The sequence below is a fragment of the Amycolatopsis bullii genome (assembly GCF_014654205.1).
Lineage (GTDB): Bacteria > Actinomycetota > Actinomycetes > Mycobacteriales > Pseudonocardiaceae > Amycolatopsis > Amycolatopsis plumensis.
Map to the genome: position 1 here is coordinate 1 of NZ_BNAW01000074.1, position 12,374 is coordinate 12,374.

The following is a 12,374-nucleotide window of genomic DNA, read 5'->3' on the forward strand; positions in this document are numbered from 1 at the left end:
GGCGCCGGGTCAAGGCACGCTTTCCCGCCTTGACGCGGCGCCGCCGGCCGTAGTCACAATCGGGCATCGGGGTGGCGGGAAAGACGAGTAGACAGCCTCGAACCAGGCTTCCCCGCTCGAGGCCCTCGGCGGCACCGGCTCGCGGCCCGCCGTCCCGGTCCGCCGGGACTGGGAGGCATTCCTGGGCGGGATGTCGCACACCCAGGCCAGAAGGCAGGGCAACAGGCGCTGCGCACCCCGGCCCGCGAACCCGTCGAGGGATCGGCGCGGCAACGCCGCTGAGCCGCGGCTGAAGCGGGTCGGCGCCGATACCCCCGCCCGGCCGTGTGACGTTGGCCACCGCCGCCTCAGACCAATGGCGGCTTCCTCGGCAAACCGGGCCGGGCGAAGCGCGGCGACGGAAATCTGCGTACGTTGACCTCGAAAACCGGGCCGCGGCCCGTATCGTCTGTGACCAACCGCTTAGTAGGCTCGCGGGCACGAGCCCGCTTCTCAACGACGAGGAGGTCCCCCGTGACCGATTCCCCTTCCCGCGTCGCCGTGGTCACCGGTGCCGGCCGTGGCATCGGCGCCGCCGTGGCGGCGAGGCTGGCCGATGACGGCTTCGCCGTCGGGCTGCTCGACCTGGACGAGACCGGTGTCAAGCAGGGCGCCGAGGCCATCGTCGCCCGGGGCGGCAAGGCCGTCGGCGTCGCCCTCGACGTCAGCAACGCCGAGCAGGTCGAAGCGGCCGTCGCCCAGGTCGCCGCCGAGCTGGGGCCGCCGGTCGTGCTGGTCAACAACGCCGGCATCACGCGCGACAACCTGATCTTCAAGATGACCGAGCAGGAGTGGGACTCCGTGCTCGACGTGCACCTCAAGGGCTCCTTCCTGATGACCCGCGCGGTGCAGAAGCACATGACCGAGCAGAAGTACGGCCGGATCGTCAACCTGTCGAGCACCTCGGCGCTGGGCAACCGCGGCCAGGTCAACTACTCCGCCGCCAAGGCCGGCATGCAGGGTTTCACCAAGACCCTCGCCATCGAGCTGGGCAAGTTCAACGTCACCGCCAACGCGATCGCGCCGGGCTTCATCGCCACCGACATGACCGCGGCGACCGCCGAGCGGCTCGGCATGAGCTTCGAGGACTTCAAGGCGGCGGCCGCGTCGCAGATCCCGGTGCAGCGCGTCGGCACGCCCGAGGACATCGCGAACCTGGCGTCGTACCTGGTCAGCGAGGGCGCCGGGTTCGTCTCGGGCCAGGTCATCTACGTCGCCGGCGGACCGAAGGACTGAGGCCGATGCGGGAGTTCGAGAACCTCGACAGTTTCGCGGCCGCGGCCGGCGAGCACCTCGGGTACAGCGAGTGGCTGACGATCACCCAGGAGCGCGTGAACCAGTTCGCCGACGCCACCGACGACCACCAGTGGATCCACGTGGACCAGCCCCGGGCGACCGCGGGCCCGTTCGGCGGCACCATCGCGCACGGCTTCCTGACGCTGTCGCTGCTGTCGGCGTTCGGCCCGAAGATCTACCGGGTCAACGGGATCACGATGGGCATCAACTACGGCCTCAACAAGGTCCGCTTCCCGCAGCCGGTGAAGGTCGGCTCGAAGGTGCGTGCCGGGGCCGAGCTGGTGGAGATCACCGACATCCCGGGCGGCAAGCAGGCGGTGTCGCGGTGGACGATCGAGATCGACGGCGAAGCGAAGCCCGCTTGCGTCGCCGAATGGGTCACCCGGTTCCTGGCGTGAACACCCGGCCGGGGTGATCCCGGCCGGGTCCGCTGTACGACATACCGACTAGTCGGTACGCTCTCCGGAACGGAGTTTGAGGAGGCCGCATGAACCCGCCAGGACTCGACCTGGGCCGCCTGCGCGCGCACCTGGACGCGCAGCGGCCCGGCCTGGTCGCCGGGGAGCTGACCGCGGACGTCGTGGAGGGCGGCCGGTCGAACCTCACCTACGTGGTGGGCGACGGCCGGTCGCGCTGGGTGGTGCGCCGGCCGCCGCTCGGGCACGTGCTGCCCACCGCGCACGACATGGGCCGCGAGTTCCGGGTGATCTCCGGCCTGCGCGACACCGCCGTGCCGGTGCCCGAAGCGCTGCTGCTGTGCGAGGACGCCGACGTCGTCGGCGCGCCCTTCTACGTGATGAGCTTCGTCGAGGGCACGCCCTACCGGACCGCCGGCGAGCTGGCGAAGCTCGGTGAACAACGCACCCGGGCGATGGCCGACGCGCTGGTGGACACGCTCGTGGACCTGCACGCGGTGGACCCGGCGGCCGTCGGGCTGGGCGACTTCGGCCGCCCGGACGGCTTCCTGGAGCGGCAGCTGCGGCGGTGGAAGAAGCAGCTGGACGCCTCCCGCAGCCGTGACCTGCCCGGCGTCGACGAGCTGCACGACCGGCTCGCGGCGGCGGTGCCGGTGTCCGGGAAGCCGTCGATCATCCACGGCGACTACCGCCTGGACAACGTCCTGGTCGACGGAAACGACAGGATCTCCGCGGTGCTCGACTGGGAGATGTCGACGCTGGGCGACCCGCTGACCGACCTCGCGCTGCTGGTGGCCTACGCCGAGCGCGACAAGGTGTCGCTGCCGTTCGTGTCCAACGCCAGCTCGGCGCCGGGCTACCCGGGGACCGACGAGGTCGTCGCCCGCTACGCCGAGCTGTCCGGCCGGGACGTCTCGCAGCTGAACTGGTACGTCAGCTTCGCGTTCTTCAAGCTGGCCGTGATCCTGGAAGGCATCTACTACCGCTTCAGCAAGGGCCAGACGGTCGGGGCGGGCTTCGAAGGCGTCGGCGCCGGGGTCGCGCCGCTCGTCGCGCACGGCAACGAGATTCTCAAAGAGGAGAAGTAAATGGACTTCGCGTTCGACGAGAAGACCGAGGAGCTGCGCGGGAAGCTTCTCGAGTTCATGGACTCGCACATCTACCCCGCCGAGCCGGTGTTCGAGCGGCAGCTCGCCGAACGCGACGACCCGTGGGCCATCCCGCCGGTCGTCGAGGAGCTCAAGGCCGAAGCGCGCAAGCGCGGCCTGTGGAACTTCTTCCTCCCCGGCGACCACGGCGCGGGCCTGACCAACCTGCAGTACGCGCCGCTGGCGGAGATCACCGGCCGCAGCATCCGGCTGGCGCCGACCGCGCTCAACTGCGCCGCGCCGGACACCGGGAACATGGAAGTGCTGGCCATGTTCGGCAACGAGCAGCAACAGAAGCAGTGGCTGGAACCGTTGCTGAACGGCGAAATCCGCTCGGCCTTCGCGATGACCGAGCCGGACGTCGCCTCCTCCGACGCCCGCAACATCGAGACCGCGATCCGGCGGGACGGCGACGAATACGTCGTCAACGGCCGCAAGTGGTACATCTCCGGGGCGATGAACCCCGCCTGCAAGATCTTCATCGTGATGGGCAAGACCGATCCCGAAGCCGCGCCCCACAAGCAGCAGAGCATGATCCTGGTCCCCCGCGACACCCCGGGGGTCACCGTCAAGCGCGGCATGCACGTCTTCGGCTACGACGACAGCGACCACGGCGGCCACGCCGAGGTGCTCTTCGAGGACGTCCGCGTGCCGGTTGAGAACCTCATCGCCGGCGAGGGCGACGGGTTCGCCATCGCCCAGGCCCGGCTCGGCCCCGGCCGGATCCACCACTGCATGCGCGCCATCGGCATGGCCGAGCGGGCGCTGGAACTCATGTGCCGCCGCGCGATCTCGCGGGAGGCGTTCGGCAAGCCGATCGCGCAGCAGGGCGTGGTGCAGGACTGGATCGCCGAATCGCGGGTCAAGATCGAGCAGCAGCGGCTGCTGGTGCTCAAGACCGCGTGGCTGATGGACACCGTCGGCAACCAGGGCGCGCACACCGAGATCCAGGCGATCAAGATCTCCACCCCGATCACCGTCGAGTGGATCCTCGACAAGGCCGTGCAGGTGCACGGCGCGGGCGGCGTCAGCCAGGACTTCCCGCTGGCCGCGATGTGGGCCGGGAACCGCACGCTGCGCCTGGCCGACGGGCCGGACGAGGTCCACAAGCGCTCGCTGGCCCGGCGCGAACTGAAGAAGTACCTCTCGGAGGGCGCGAAGTGACTGTCACCGCCGAAGACCTGACCCGCCAGGCGACCGAGTTCCTGGCCTCGCACGACCCGAAGACGACCGACCGCCTGGAGTTCCTGCGGGCCCGGTTCGACGCCGGGCTCGCCTGGATCCACTTCCCCGCCGGTCTCGGCGGGCAGAACGCCCCGCGGGCCCTGCAGTCCGTTGTGGACGCCGTGTTCACCGAGGCGGGCGCGCCGGACAACAACCCGCGCCGGATCGGTATCGGCCTCGGCATGGCCGCGCCGACCATCCTCGCCTTCGGCACGCCGGAGCAGCGCGAGCGCTTCCTGCGTCCACTGTGGACCGGCGAGGAGGTGTGGTGCCAGCTGTTCTCCGAGCCCGGTGCCGGCTCCGACCTCGCCGCCCTCGGCACGCGCGCGGTCCGCGACGGCGACGACTGGATCGTCACCGGCCAGAAGGTGTGGACGTCCGGCGCGCACGAGTCGCAGTGGGCGATCCTGGTCACCCGCACCGACCCGGACGTGCCGAAGCACCAGGGCATGACGTACTTCCTGTGCGACATGACCGCCCCCGGCGTCGAGGTCCGGCCGCTGCGCCAGATCACCGGCGAGGCCGAGTTCAACGAGGTCTTCCTGACCGACGTCCGGATCCCGGACACCCAGCGCCTCGGCGCGGTCGGCGAAGGCTGGAAGGTCGCGCAGACCACGCTGATGAACGAGCGCGTCGCGATCGGCGGGCACGTCCAGCCGCGCGAAGGCGGCCTGATCGGGATCGTCGCGAAGACCTGGCGCGAGCGGCCCGAGCTGCGCACGCCGGAGCTGCGCGACCGCCTGGTGAAGCACTGGGTCGAGGCGGAAACGCTGCGGCTGGCCGGCACCCGGCTGCGCCAGCAGCTCGCGGTCGGCGCACCCGGCCCGGAAGGGTCGGCGATGAAGGTCGCCTTCTCCGAGCTGAACCAGGCGCTCACCGGCCTGGAGGTCGAGCTGCTCGGCGAAAAGGGCCTGGCCTACGACGACTGGACGTTCCGGCGCCCGGCGATCGTCGACTTCACCGGCCGCGAAGCCGGTTACCGCTACCTGCGCGCGAAGGGGAACTCCATCGAGGGCGGCACCTCGGAGGTCCTGCGCAACATCATCGCCGAGCGCGTGCTGGGGCTGCCCTCGGAGCCGCGCGTCGACAAGGACGTCGCCTGGAAGGACCTCCCCCGATGAGTCAAACACAGCGTGACCTGCTGTATTCGGACGTCGAAGAGGACCTGCGGGCCTCGGTCCGGGACCTGCTCAAGGCCAAGGCCGGCGCCGAAGCGCTGCTGGCGCGGGTGGAGACGGCCGAGCCGTACGACCTGAAGCTGTGGCGCACGCTGGCCGACGAGGTCGGCGTGGCCGGGCTGGCGGTACCGGAGGAGCTGGGCGGCCACGGCGCGTCGGCCCGCGAGGTCGCCGTCGTCGCCGAGGAGCTGGGGCGGAGTGTGGCACCGGTGCCGTTCCTCGGCAGCGTGGTGCTGGCGACGACGGCGCTGGTGCACGTCGGCGCCCGCGACTTCGTCGGCCGGCTGGCGGCGGGCCAGGCGATCGGTGCGCTGGCCGTGCCGCTGTCGACGGCGCCGGGGGCGGGTTTCCCGTCGTCGGTCACGGCTTCCGCCGACGGCACGGTGAGCGGCCGCGTGGGCACGGTCGCCGACGCGTCGGTGGCCGACCTGCTGGTCGTCCCGGCCGCCGGCCCCGACGGCCCCGCGCTGTACGTCGTCTCGGCGGCCGACGCGACGGTGTCGGAGCTGGTGTCGTTCGACCTGACGCGGCGGGTGGCCGACGTGGCGCTGGAGAACGCCCCGGCCACGCTGGTCGCCTCGGGTCCGGAGGCGGCCGCGGCGCTGGAGCAGGCGCTGCTGTTCGGCGCGGGCATCCTCGCGTCGGAGCAGACCGGGGTCGCCGAGTGGGCGCTCACCGAGACGGTGACCTACCTCAAGGGCCGGTACCAGTTCGGTCGCCCGGTCGGCGGGTTCCAGTCGCTCAAGCACCGCCTGGCGAACCTGTACACGGACCTGGTCCTGGCCCGCGCGGCGGCCCGCAACGCCGCGGACGCGCTGGCCACCGGCACCGACGTGCCGATCTCGGTGGCGGTGGCGCAGGCCCGCAACGCGCCGATCGCGGTGCGAGCGACGGAGGAGGCCATCCAGCTGCACGGCGGCATCGGGATGACGTGGGAGCACCCGGCCCACCTGTACCTGAAGCGGGCGAAGGCGGACGAGATCGCGCTCGGCACCCCGGGGCGCCACCGGGCCCGGCTCGCGGAGCTGATCGACCTGCCTGCCTGACTTTCCCCGGGAACGGCCCGTTCGCGACGCGGACGGGCCGTTTCCGCAACTCCTTCGGCCGTGCCGGGCGGTGCACCGGCTGCCGTACGCTGGCTCCCATGGCGCAGGCCATCCAGATGCACCTCAACCAGGCTCTGATGCGCATTCCCCGGCGCGCCGAAAGCGCGGACCGTTCGACATTGGCCGCCACCTACGTCGCCGCCGGATCGTTTTCCGCGATGATCAATTCGGCCGACCACCAGATCCTGTTCGGCCGCCGCGGCACCGGCAAGACGCACGCGCTGCTCCACCTGCAGGACCTGGCCGAGGGCACCGGGGACATCCCGGTCTACCTGGATCTGCGGACGATCGGCTCCACCGGCGGCCTGTACGCCAGCACCGCGCTGAGCCCCACCCAGCGCGGCACGCAATTGCTGGTGGACACCCTCGAAGCCGTCCACGACCGGCTTTTCGCCTTCGCCGTCGACGGCGATTTCCCGGACGCGTTGCTGCGCGGCCTCGACGCGCTGGTGTCCGCCGCCACCGAAGTGGAAGTCATCGGCGAAATCGAGCAGGAGCAGACTTTCGGCGACGCCGTGGAACGGGAATGCTCGGCGGAATTGTCGGTGACGTCGAAAGGCGGAGCTCGGGCTTCCGCGCGGCGCAAGACGTCGGCGACGGCGTCGGACCGCCGCAAGCGCACCGGCGTCGAGCAGCACCGCGTGTTGTTCGGCCCGCTGAGCCGGGCCGTGCAGGCCATCGCGGACGCCGTCCGGCCGGCCCGGCTCTGGCTGCTGCTCGACGAGTGGAGCAGCGTGCCGCTCGACCTGCAGCCGTTCCTGGCGGACCTGCTGCGCCGCAGCGTCCTGCCGGCACGCGGGGTCACGGTGAAGATCGCCGCGATCGAGCACCGCGCGCGCTTCTTCGTCCCGCTCGAGGACGACTACCTGGGCATCGAGGTCGGCTCGGACGCGGCGTCCGCCGTCAGCCTCGACGACGCCCTGGTCTTCGACCAGTCGCCGGCGGCGGCCCAGGCGTTCTTCCGGGCGCTGTTCGCCAGCCACGTCCGGCCGGTCCTCGCCGCGATGCTGCCGGCGGCGGTGCCCGGCGACTTCGTCGACGCCGCCTTCCACGGCGGCGCGTTCCCCGAGCTGGTCCGGGCCGCGGAGGGCGTCCCGCGCGACGCGATCAACATCGCGGCCCTGGCCGCCCAGCAGGCGCACGACCGTCGGATCACCCTCGCGCACGTGCGCCGGGCGGCCCGGGACTGGTACCTGCGCGACAAGCAGTCCGTGATCAGCCGCGACGCCGACGCCGACCGGGTACTGGGCCTGCTGGTCGACGAGGTCGTCGGCCGGCGCCGCTGCCGGACGTTCCTGCTGCCGGCCCGGGATCGCCCGGCGGCGATCGACACGCTGTGCGACGCGCGGCTGCTCCACATTCTCCGGCGCGGCGTCGTCGACCCGCGCCGCCCGGGACGGCTGTACGACGGGTACGCCATCGACTACGGCTGCTACGTCACCCTGCTCGGCGACACGGCCGCGAAGCACCTCCCGGCCGACGTCTTCACGGTCGACAAGGCCGTGGTGGACCTCGGGCGACTGGACGAGAATTCATGAAGATCCTTCAGTTTCCCGGGGAATTTTTGCTCACCTGAGCGAAAAAGTTGTGAGCCGGGCCACTTCCCGGGTAAAAGGGTGACAAAAATGCCCTTCTTCCCATGGTTCTCGTCGACTCCCGGATCTAACCTGTGCGCCATGGAAACAGCCGTCGCGCCGGCCGACGCCGGTGCGCTGGAGCGAGTGACCGTCACCGTCGGCGAGCACCACCACAGCGCGCTCGCGGCCGGGCCCACCTCGGGCGAGCTGGTCCTGCTGCTGCACGGCTGGCCCGAGTTCGCCGACTCCTGGACCGAGCAGCTGCACGCCCTCGGCGAGGCGGGCTACCGGGCGCTGGCCGTCGACCAGCGCGGCTACGCAGCAGGCGCGCGCCCCGAGGGCGTCGAGCACTACACACTCGACCACCTGGTCGGCGACGCCCTCGCCTTCGCCGACAGCCAAAGAGCCGACCGCTTCCACCTGGTCGCCCGCGACTGGGGCGGCATGGTGGCCTGGGTACTGGCGGCGGCCCACCCCCACCGCCTCAGATCACTGACGGTGCTCTCGACCCCCCACCCGGCGGCCCTCCAGCGCGCGGTGGCCACCGACGACGGCCAGTCCCACGACCTGGGTTACATCCGGTTCTTCCGCCGCGAGGCCGGCAAGGCCGAGAAATACCTCTTACGCGACGAAGCCGCGCAATTACGGGCCGTTTACAGCCGCCGCACGCCGAAAGCCGTCGTCGAAGGCACGGTGACCCGTCTTTCCGAACCGGGCGCCCTGACGGCGACGTTGAATTGGTACCGCGGAGCGACGAACGACGAGTTCGACATCCCGGCGGGCCGCATCAAGGTCCCGACGCTGTACCTGTGGGGCCGCGAGGACCCGTACCTCGGCCAGAGCGCGGCGGAGCAGACGGTCCACCACATCGACGCGGAGTACCGCTTCCAGATCATCGAGGGCGCGAGCCAGTGGATGGCGATGGAGCTGCCCGACGAGGTGAGCGCCCTGCTGCTGGACCACTTCCAGCGGCACTAGCCCACCGGCGGCCGCAGCGCGTCCAGGAGCAGGTCGGCGTAGTGGTCGCCGATCTGCCGGGCCGTCAGCGACCCGCTCCGCCGGTACCACGATCCCAGGTGGTGCACCGACCCGAAGAAGAAGTCCACCACGACGTCGGCCGGCTTGTCGGTCCGGAACTCGCCCGACCGCTGCCCCTCCTCGATCAGCCCGCGGAAGCGCTCGTGGTACTTGCGCCGCTCCGCCCGCACCGCCTTCTGCTTGTCCGGCGACAGCTGGTGCATCGACTGCAGGAAGATCGTGTTGTCGTCCAGGTTGTCGATGCTCGACACCACCACGTCGGACGCGGCGGCGGCGAGCCGTTCCCGCAGCGGTGCGTCCGACGACGCCACGCTCTCCAGCTGGCGGGTCTGCTCGCGCAGCACCCGGGCGTAGATCTCGTAGAGCAGGTCGTCCTTCGAGCCGAAGTAGTGGTACATCGCGCCCTTGGTGACGCCCGCGGCCTCGACGATCTCCTGGACCGACGTGCGGTCGAAGCCCTTCTTGGCGAACAGCTTCGTGGCGTGCTCCAGCAGCCGCCGGGGCACGGCGGCCTGGTCGTCGCCGGTGGCCTCGCCCGGCTTGCGGGTGCTTGCTCGAGTCACCGCAGGACCCCCTCTCAGGACGCATCAGGATAACGCCACGACAGGAACCGCCGCGGGTTGTCCACGAGCATCGTCGTGATGTCCGCTTCGGACACGCCGCGCTCGCGCAGCGCCGGCAGCACGTCCCGGGTGATGTGCAGGTAGTGCCAGTTCGGCGCGATCGCGGGCAGCTGGGCGGCCGGCAGCCAGTCGATGTAGCAGGACGCGTCGTGCGAGAGCACCATGCTGCCCGCGTACCCCCGCTCGCACATCGCGGCGACCGTGTTCACCCGCTCTTCGAACGGCAGCAGCAGGTCGAGGCCGAACCGGTCCATTCCCAGCAGCGATCCGCGGTCGGCCACTTCCCGCAGGTACGACAGGTCCGCCGAATCCCCCGAGTGCCCGATCAGCACCCGGGTCAGGTCGACGCCTTCGGCCGCGAAGATCTCCTGCTGCTCCAGCCCGCGCCGGGTGCCCGCGTGGGTGTGGGTCATGATCGGCGCACCCGTTTCGACGTGGGCCTGTGCCACCGCGCGCAGGACGCGCTCGACGCCCGGTGTCACCCCCGGTTCGTCGGTGGCGCACTTGAGCAGGCCGGCCTTGACGCCGGTGTCGGTGATGCCGTCGCGGATGTCCCCGACGAACATCCCGACCAGCGGGTCCTCGCCCTGCAGCAACGTGCCCGGCCCGCGGAAGTGCAGGTAGTGCGGCACGTCGTTGTAGGTGTACAGCCCGGTCGCGACGACGATGTTGACGTCCACCTCGGCCGCCACCCGCTGCACGCGCGGGATGTAGCGGCCCAGGCCGATCACCGTCGGGTCGACGATCGTGTCGATCCCGGCTGCCTTCAGCTCCTTCAGGCGCCGGATCGCTTCGGGGACGTGCTCGTCCTCGCGGAACCCTTCGTGCTCCGGGTAGTTGTCGGCGAATTCGGGGCTCAGCACGAAGAGGTGCTCGTGCATCAGCACCCGGCCCAGCGCTTCCGGCGCGATCGCGCCGCGAACCGTCTCGATCATCAGCCCCGCGCCCGCAGCTCGCGGCGCAGGATCTTGCCGCTCGTCGTCTTCGGCAGCTCGTCGAGGACTTCGACGGTACGCGGGTACTTGTAGGCGGCGAGCCGCTCCTTGCACCAGGCGACCAGTTCCGCGGGATCGGCGGTCGCCCCGGGCGCCGGGCTGACGTACGCCTTGACCGTCTCGCCGCGGTATTCGTCGGCGATCCCGACCACGGCGGCCTCGCGGACCGCCGGGTGCGTGTACAGCACGTCTTCGACCTCGCGCGGCCAGACCTTGAACCCGGACGCGTTGATCATGTCCTTCTTGCGGTCGACGACGTAGACCCAGCCGCGCTCGTCCATGAACCCGATGTCGCCGGTGAGCAGCCGTCCACCGGGCAGCGCCTCCGCGGTGGCGTCCGGGCGGTTCCAGTAGCCCGAAACGACCATCGGGCCCTCGACGGCGATCTCGCCCGGCTGCCCGGGCGGCAGCTCCTCACCGTTCTCGCCGAGGATCCGGACGATCGTGTCCGGCACCGGCAGGCCGATCGAGATGGTGCCGGACTCCGGGTCGATCGGCGCCTCGAGGGTGCCGGGGACGACGACGCAGCCCGCCGTGGTCTCGGTGAGGCCGTAGCCGTTGTGGATGTAGTGCCCGGTCTTGGCCCGGAAGGCCTCGACGACGGCGGGCGGCAGCGCGGCGCCGCCGGAGTAGAGCAGCGAGAACGAGGCGAAGTGCTCGCGGCTGAACGACGGGTGCGCCATCAGCGCCATGTAGGCGGTGGACGGCCCGACCGTGTACGACGGCTTGTGTTCGAGGAACGCGTCGAGCACCGCCCCTGGCTCGAAGCGGTAGGCCAGCGCCAGGGTGCCCTCGATGTCGATCGCCGAGCCGAGCTCGCAGACCATGCCGGTGATGTGGAACAGCGGCGCGAGCCCGAACAGCGTCGAACCCGCGGGCAGGCCGCTGAACGAGCCGAGTCCGGCGGCGTTGGTGCCGATGTTGCCGTGGGTGTTGGTGGCGCCCTTCGGCGTGCCGCTGGTGCCGGAGGTGTAGCTGATCAGCGCGGTGTCGTCGAGGGCGAAGGCCGGCTCCGGGGGCTTCGGTCCCGGGGTGGCCGCGGCTTCGAGGAGTTCGGTCGCGCCCGGGGTCGCCTCCCGCTCGACCTTGGCCAGGACGCGCTCGTCGTCGCGGGTCTGGAACTCGAGCTCGCTGGTGGTGAGCCCGATGCCGACGCCGTTCGCGGCCGCCGTCTCGCCGATGTAGGCGTTCCAGCCGCGCTGCGAGCAGACGACGGCCTTGACGCCGGCGTCGGTGAACACGTGCGTGAGCTCGCGTTCCCGGTACATCGGGTTGACCGGCACCACGATCCCGCCGGCCTTCCACGCGCCGAGCAGCGCGATGACGAACTGCGGGATGTTCTGCAGCACCAGCGCGAGCCGGTCGCCGCGGGCGAAGCCGTGGGCGCCCAGGTACCGCGCCACGCCGTCGGAGAGCTCGTCGACCTCGCGGTAGCTCAGCCGCGCGTCGAAGTACGCGACGGCGGTCCGGTCCGGGACGTGGTCCACGGCCCGGCGGAACGACTCGGGCACCGTCGTCGTCGGCGCCGGTTCCGCGTCCCGCACGCGTTCGTCGTAGCTCGCGAGCCAGGGCTTCGCGTCGTACCAGCTCATCCAGTGACCTCCCTTGGACACCGACCGGTCGGTATGCCGACGCTAGGAGGACACGGCGGCCCGCGTCAAGCCCGCCCGGGCAGGCCGAAATTGCGCACAGCAATTCCTGTACGCCCGGAACACGCCAAAACAAATGCAGCCA

General features: G+C 71.0%; 11 protein-coding genes. 8 read left to right on the top strand and 3 right to left on the bottom strand.

Going from position 1 to position 12,374, the window contains the following annotated elements; all coding sequences use genetic code 11:
• Positions 1–513 precede the first annotated feature (513 nt).
• The 8 genes from fabG to IE317_RS41840 all read left to right on the top strand — a co-directional run bounded on the left by fabG (position 514) and on the right by IE317_RS41840 (position 8,962).
• A complete protein-coding gene (fabG, locus tag IE317_RS41805) occupies positions 514–1,275 on the top strand; it encodes a 3-oxoacyl-ACP reductase FabG (RefSeq protein WP_191316895.1) in 762 nt (253 codons plus the stop codon).
• A 5-nt stretch (positions 1,276–1,280) separates the two neighbouring features.
• Positions 1,281–1,733: a MaoC family dehydratase gene (locus IE317_RS41810; protein WP_191316896.1), complete on the top strand. Its 453-nt coding sequence runs from the start codon at positions 1,281–1,283 to the stop codon at positions 1,731–1,733.
• 89 nt (positions 1,734–1,822) lie between these two features.
• A complete protein-coding gene (locus tag IE317_RS41815) occupies positions 1,823–2,839 on the top strand; it encodes a phosphotransferase family protein (protein ID WP_191316897.1) in 1,017 nt (338 codons plus the stop codon).
• Positions 2,840–4,063 (top strand): acyl-CoA dehydrogenase family protein, encoded by a 1,224-nt coding sequence (locus IE317_RS41820; protein ID WP_191316898.1) that lies wholly within the window; start codon positions 2,840–2,842, stop codon positions 4,061–4,063. It abuts the gene before it with no gap.
• Complete coding sequence (locus tag IE317_RS41825) at positions 4,060–5,244, top strand: acyl-CoA dehydrogenase family protein (RefSeq protein WP_191316899.1); 1,185 nt, start codon at positions 4,060–4,062, stop codon at positions 5,242–5,244. Before IE317_RS41820 ends, IE317_RS41825 begins: the two co-directional genes overlap by 4 nt.
• Complete coding sequence (locus IE317_RS41830; protein ID WP_191316900.1) at positions 5,241–6,347, top strand: acyl-CoA dehydrogenase family protein; 1,107 nt, start codon at positions 5,241–5,243, stop codon at positions 6,345–6,347. The genes IE317_RS41825 and IE317_RS41830 overlap by 4 nt, the downstream gene beginning before the upstream one ends.
• Positions 6,348–6,445: 98 nt before the next feature.
• The gene (locus IE317_RS41835) at positions 6,446–7,945 is read left to right on the top strand and encodes a hypothetical protein (RefSeq protein ID WP_191316901.1); all 1,500 of its coding nucleotides are present in this window, start codon (positions 6,446–6,448) and stop codon (positions 7,943–7,945) included.
• A gap of 138 nt (positions 7,946–8,083) precedes the next feature.
• The gene (locus IE317_RS41840) at positions 8,084–8,962 is read left to right on the top strand and encodes an alpha/beta fold hydrolase (protein ID WP_191316902.1); all 879 of its coding nucleotides are present in this window, start codon (positions 8,084–8,086) and stop codon (positions 8,960–8,962) included.
• Here IE317_RS41840 and IE317_RS41845 read toward each other — a convergent pair.
• The 3 genes from IE317_RS41845 to IE317_RS41855 are packed head-to-tail and all read right to left on the bottom strand — an operon-like array spanning position 8,959 to position 12,232.
• On the bottom strand, positions 8,959–9,585 hold the full coding sequence (locus IE317_RS41845) for a TetR/AcrR family transcriptional regulator (RefSeq protein ID WP_191316903.1): 627 nt from the start codon (positions 9,583–9,585) through the stop codon (positions 8,959–8,961). The two genes, IE317_RS41840 and IE317_RS41845, sit on opposite strands and share 4 nt — an antisense overlap.
• 14 nt (positions 9,586–9,599) lie before the next feature.
• Entirely contained in the window at positions 9,600–10,580 is a 981-nt protein-coding gene (locus IE317_RS41850; RefSeq protein WP_191316904.1) for a phosphotriesterase family protein, read from the bottom strand.
• Positions 10,580–12,232 (bottom strand): AMP-binding protein, encoded by a 1,653-nt coding sequence (locus IE317_RS41855; protein WP_191316905.1) that lies wholly within the window; start codon positions 12,230–12,232, stop codon positions 10,580–10,582. The genes IE317_RS41850 and IE317_RS41855 overlap by 1 nt, the downstream gene beginning before the upstream one ends.
• Positions 12,233–12,374 lie beyond the last annotated feature (142 nt).

Coding starts and splice junctions, on each gene's coding strand:
- IE317_RS41810 (WP_191316896.1), top strand. CDS start 1,281: ATGCGGGAGTTCGAGAACCTCGACAGTTTCGCGGCCGCGGCCGGCGAG.
- IE317_RS41815 (WP_191316897.1), top strand. CDS start 1,823: ATGAACCCGCCAGGACTCGACCTGGGCCGCCTGCGCGCGCACCTGGAC.
- IE317_RS41820 (WP_191316898.1), top strand. CDS start 2,840: ATGGACTTCGCGTTCGACGAGAAGACCGAGGAGCTGCGCGGGAAGCTT.
- IE317_RS41830 (WP_191316900.1), top strand. CDS start 5,241: ATGAGTCAAACACAGCGTGACCTGCTGTATTCGGACGTCGAAGAGGAC.
- IE317_RS41835 (WP_191316901.1), top strand. CDS start 6,446: ATGGCGCAGGCCATCCAGATGCACCTCAACCAGGCTCTGATGCGCATT.
- IE317_RS41840 (WP_191316902.1), top strand. CDS start 8,084: ATGGAAACAGCCGTCGCGCCGGCCGACGCCGGTGCGCTGGAGCGAGTG.
- IE317_RS41850 (WP_191316904.1), bottom strand. CDS start 10,580: ATGATCGAGACGGTTCGCGGCGCGATCGCGCCGGAAGCGCTGGGCCGG.
- IE317_RS41855 (WP_191316905.1), bottom strand. CDS start 12,232: ATGAGCTGGTACGACGCGAAGCCCTGGCTCGCGAGCTACGACGAACGC.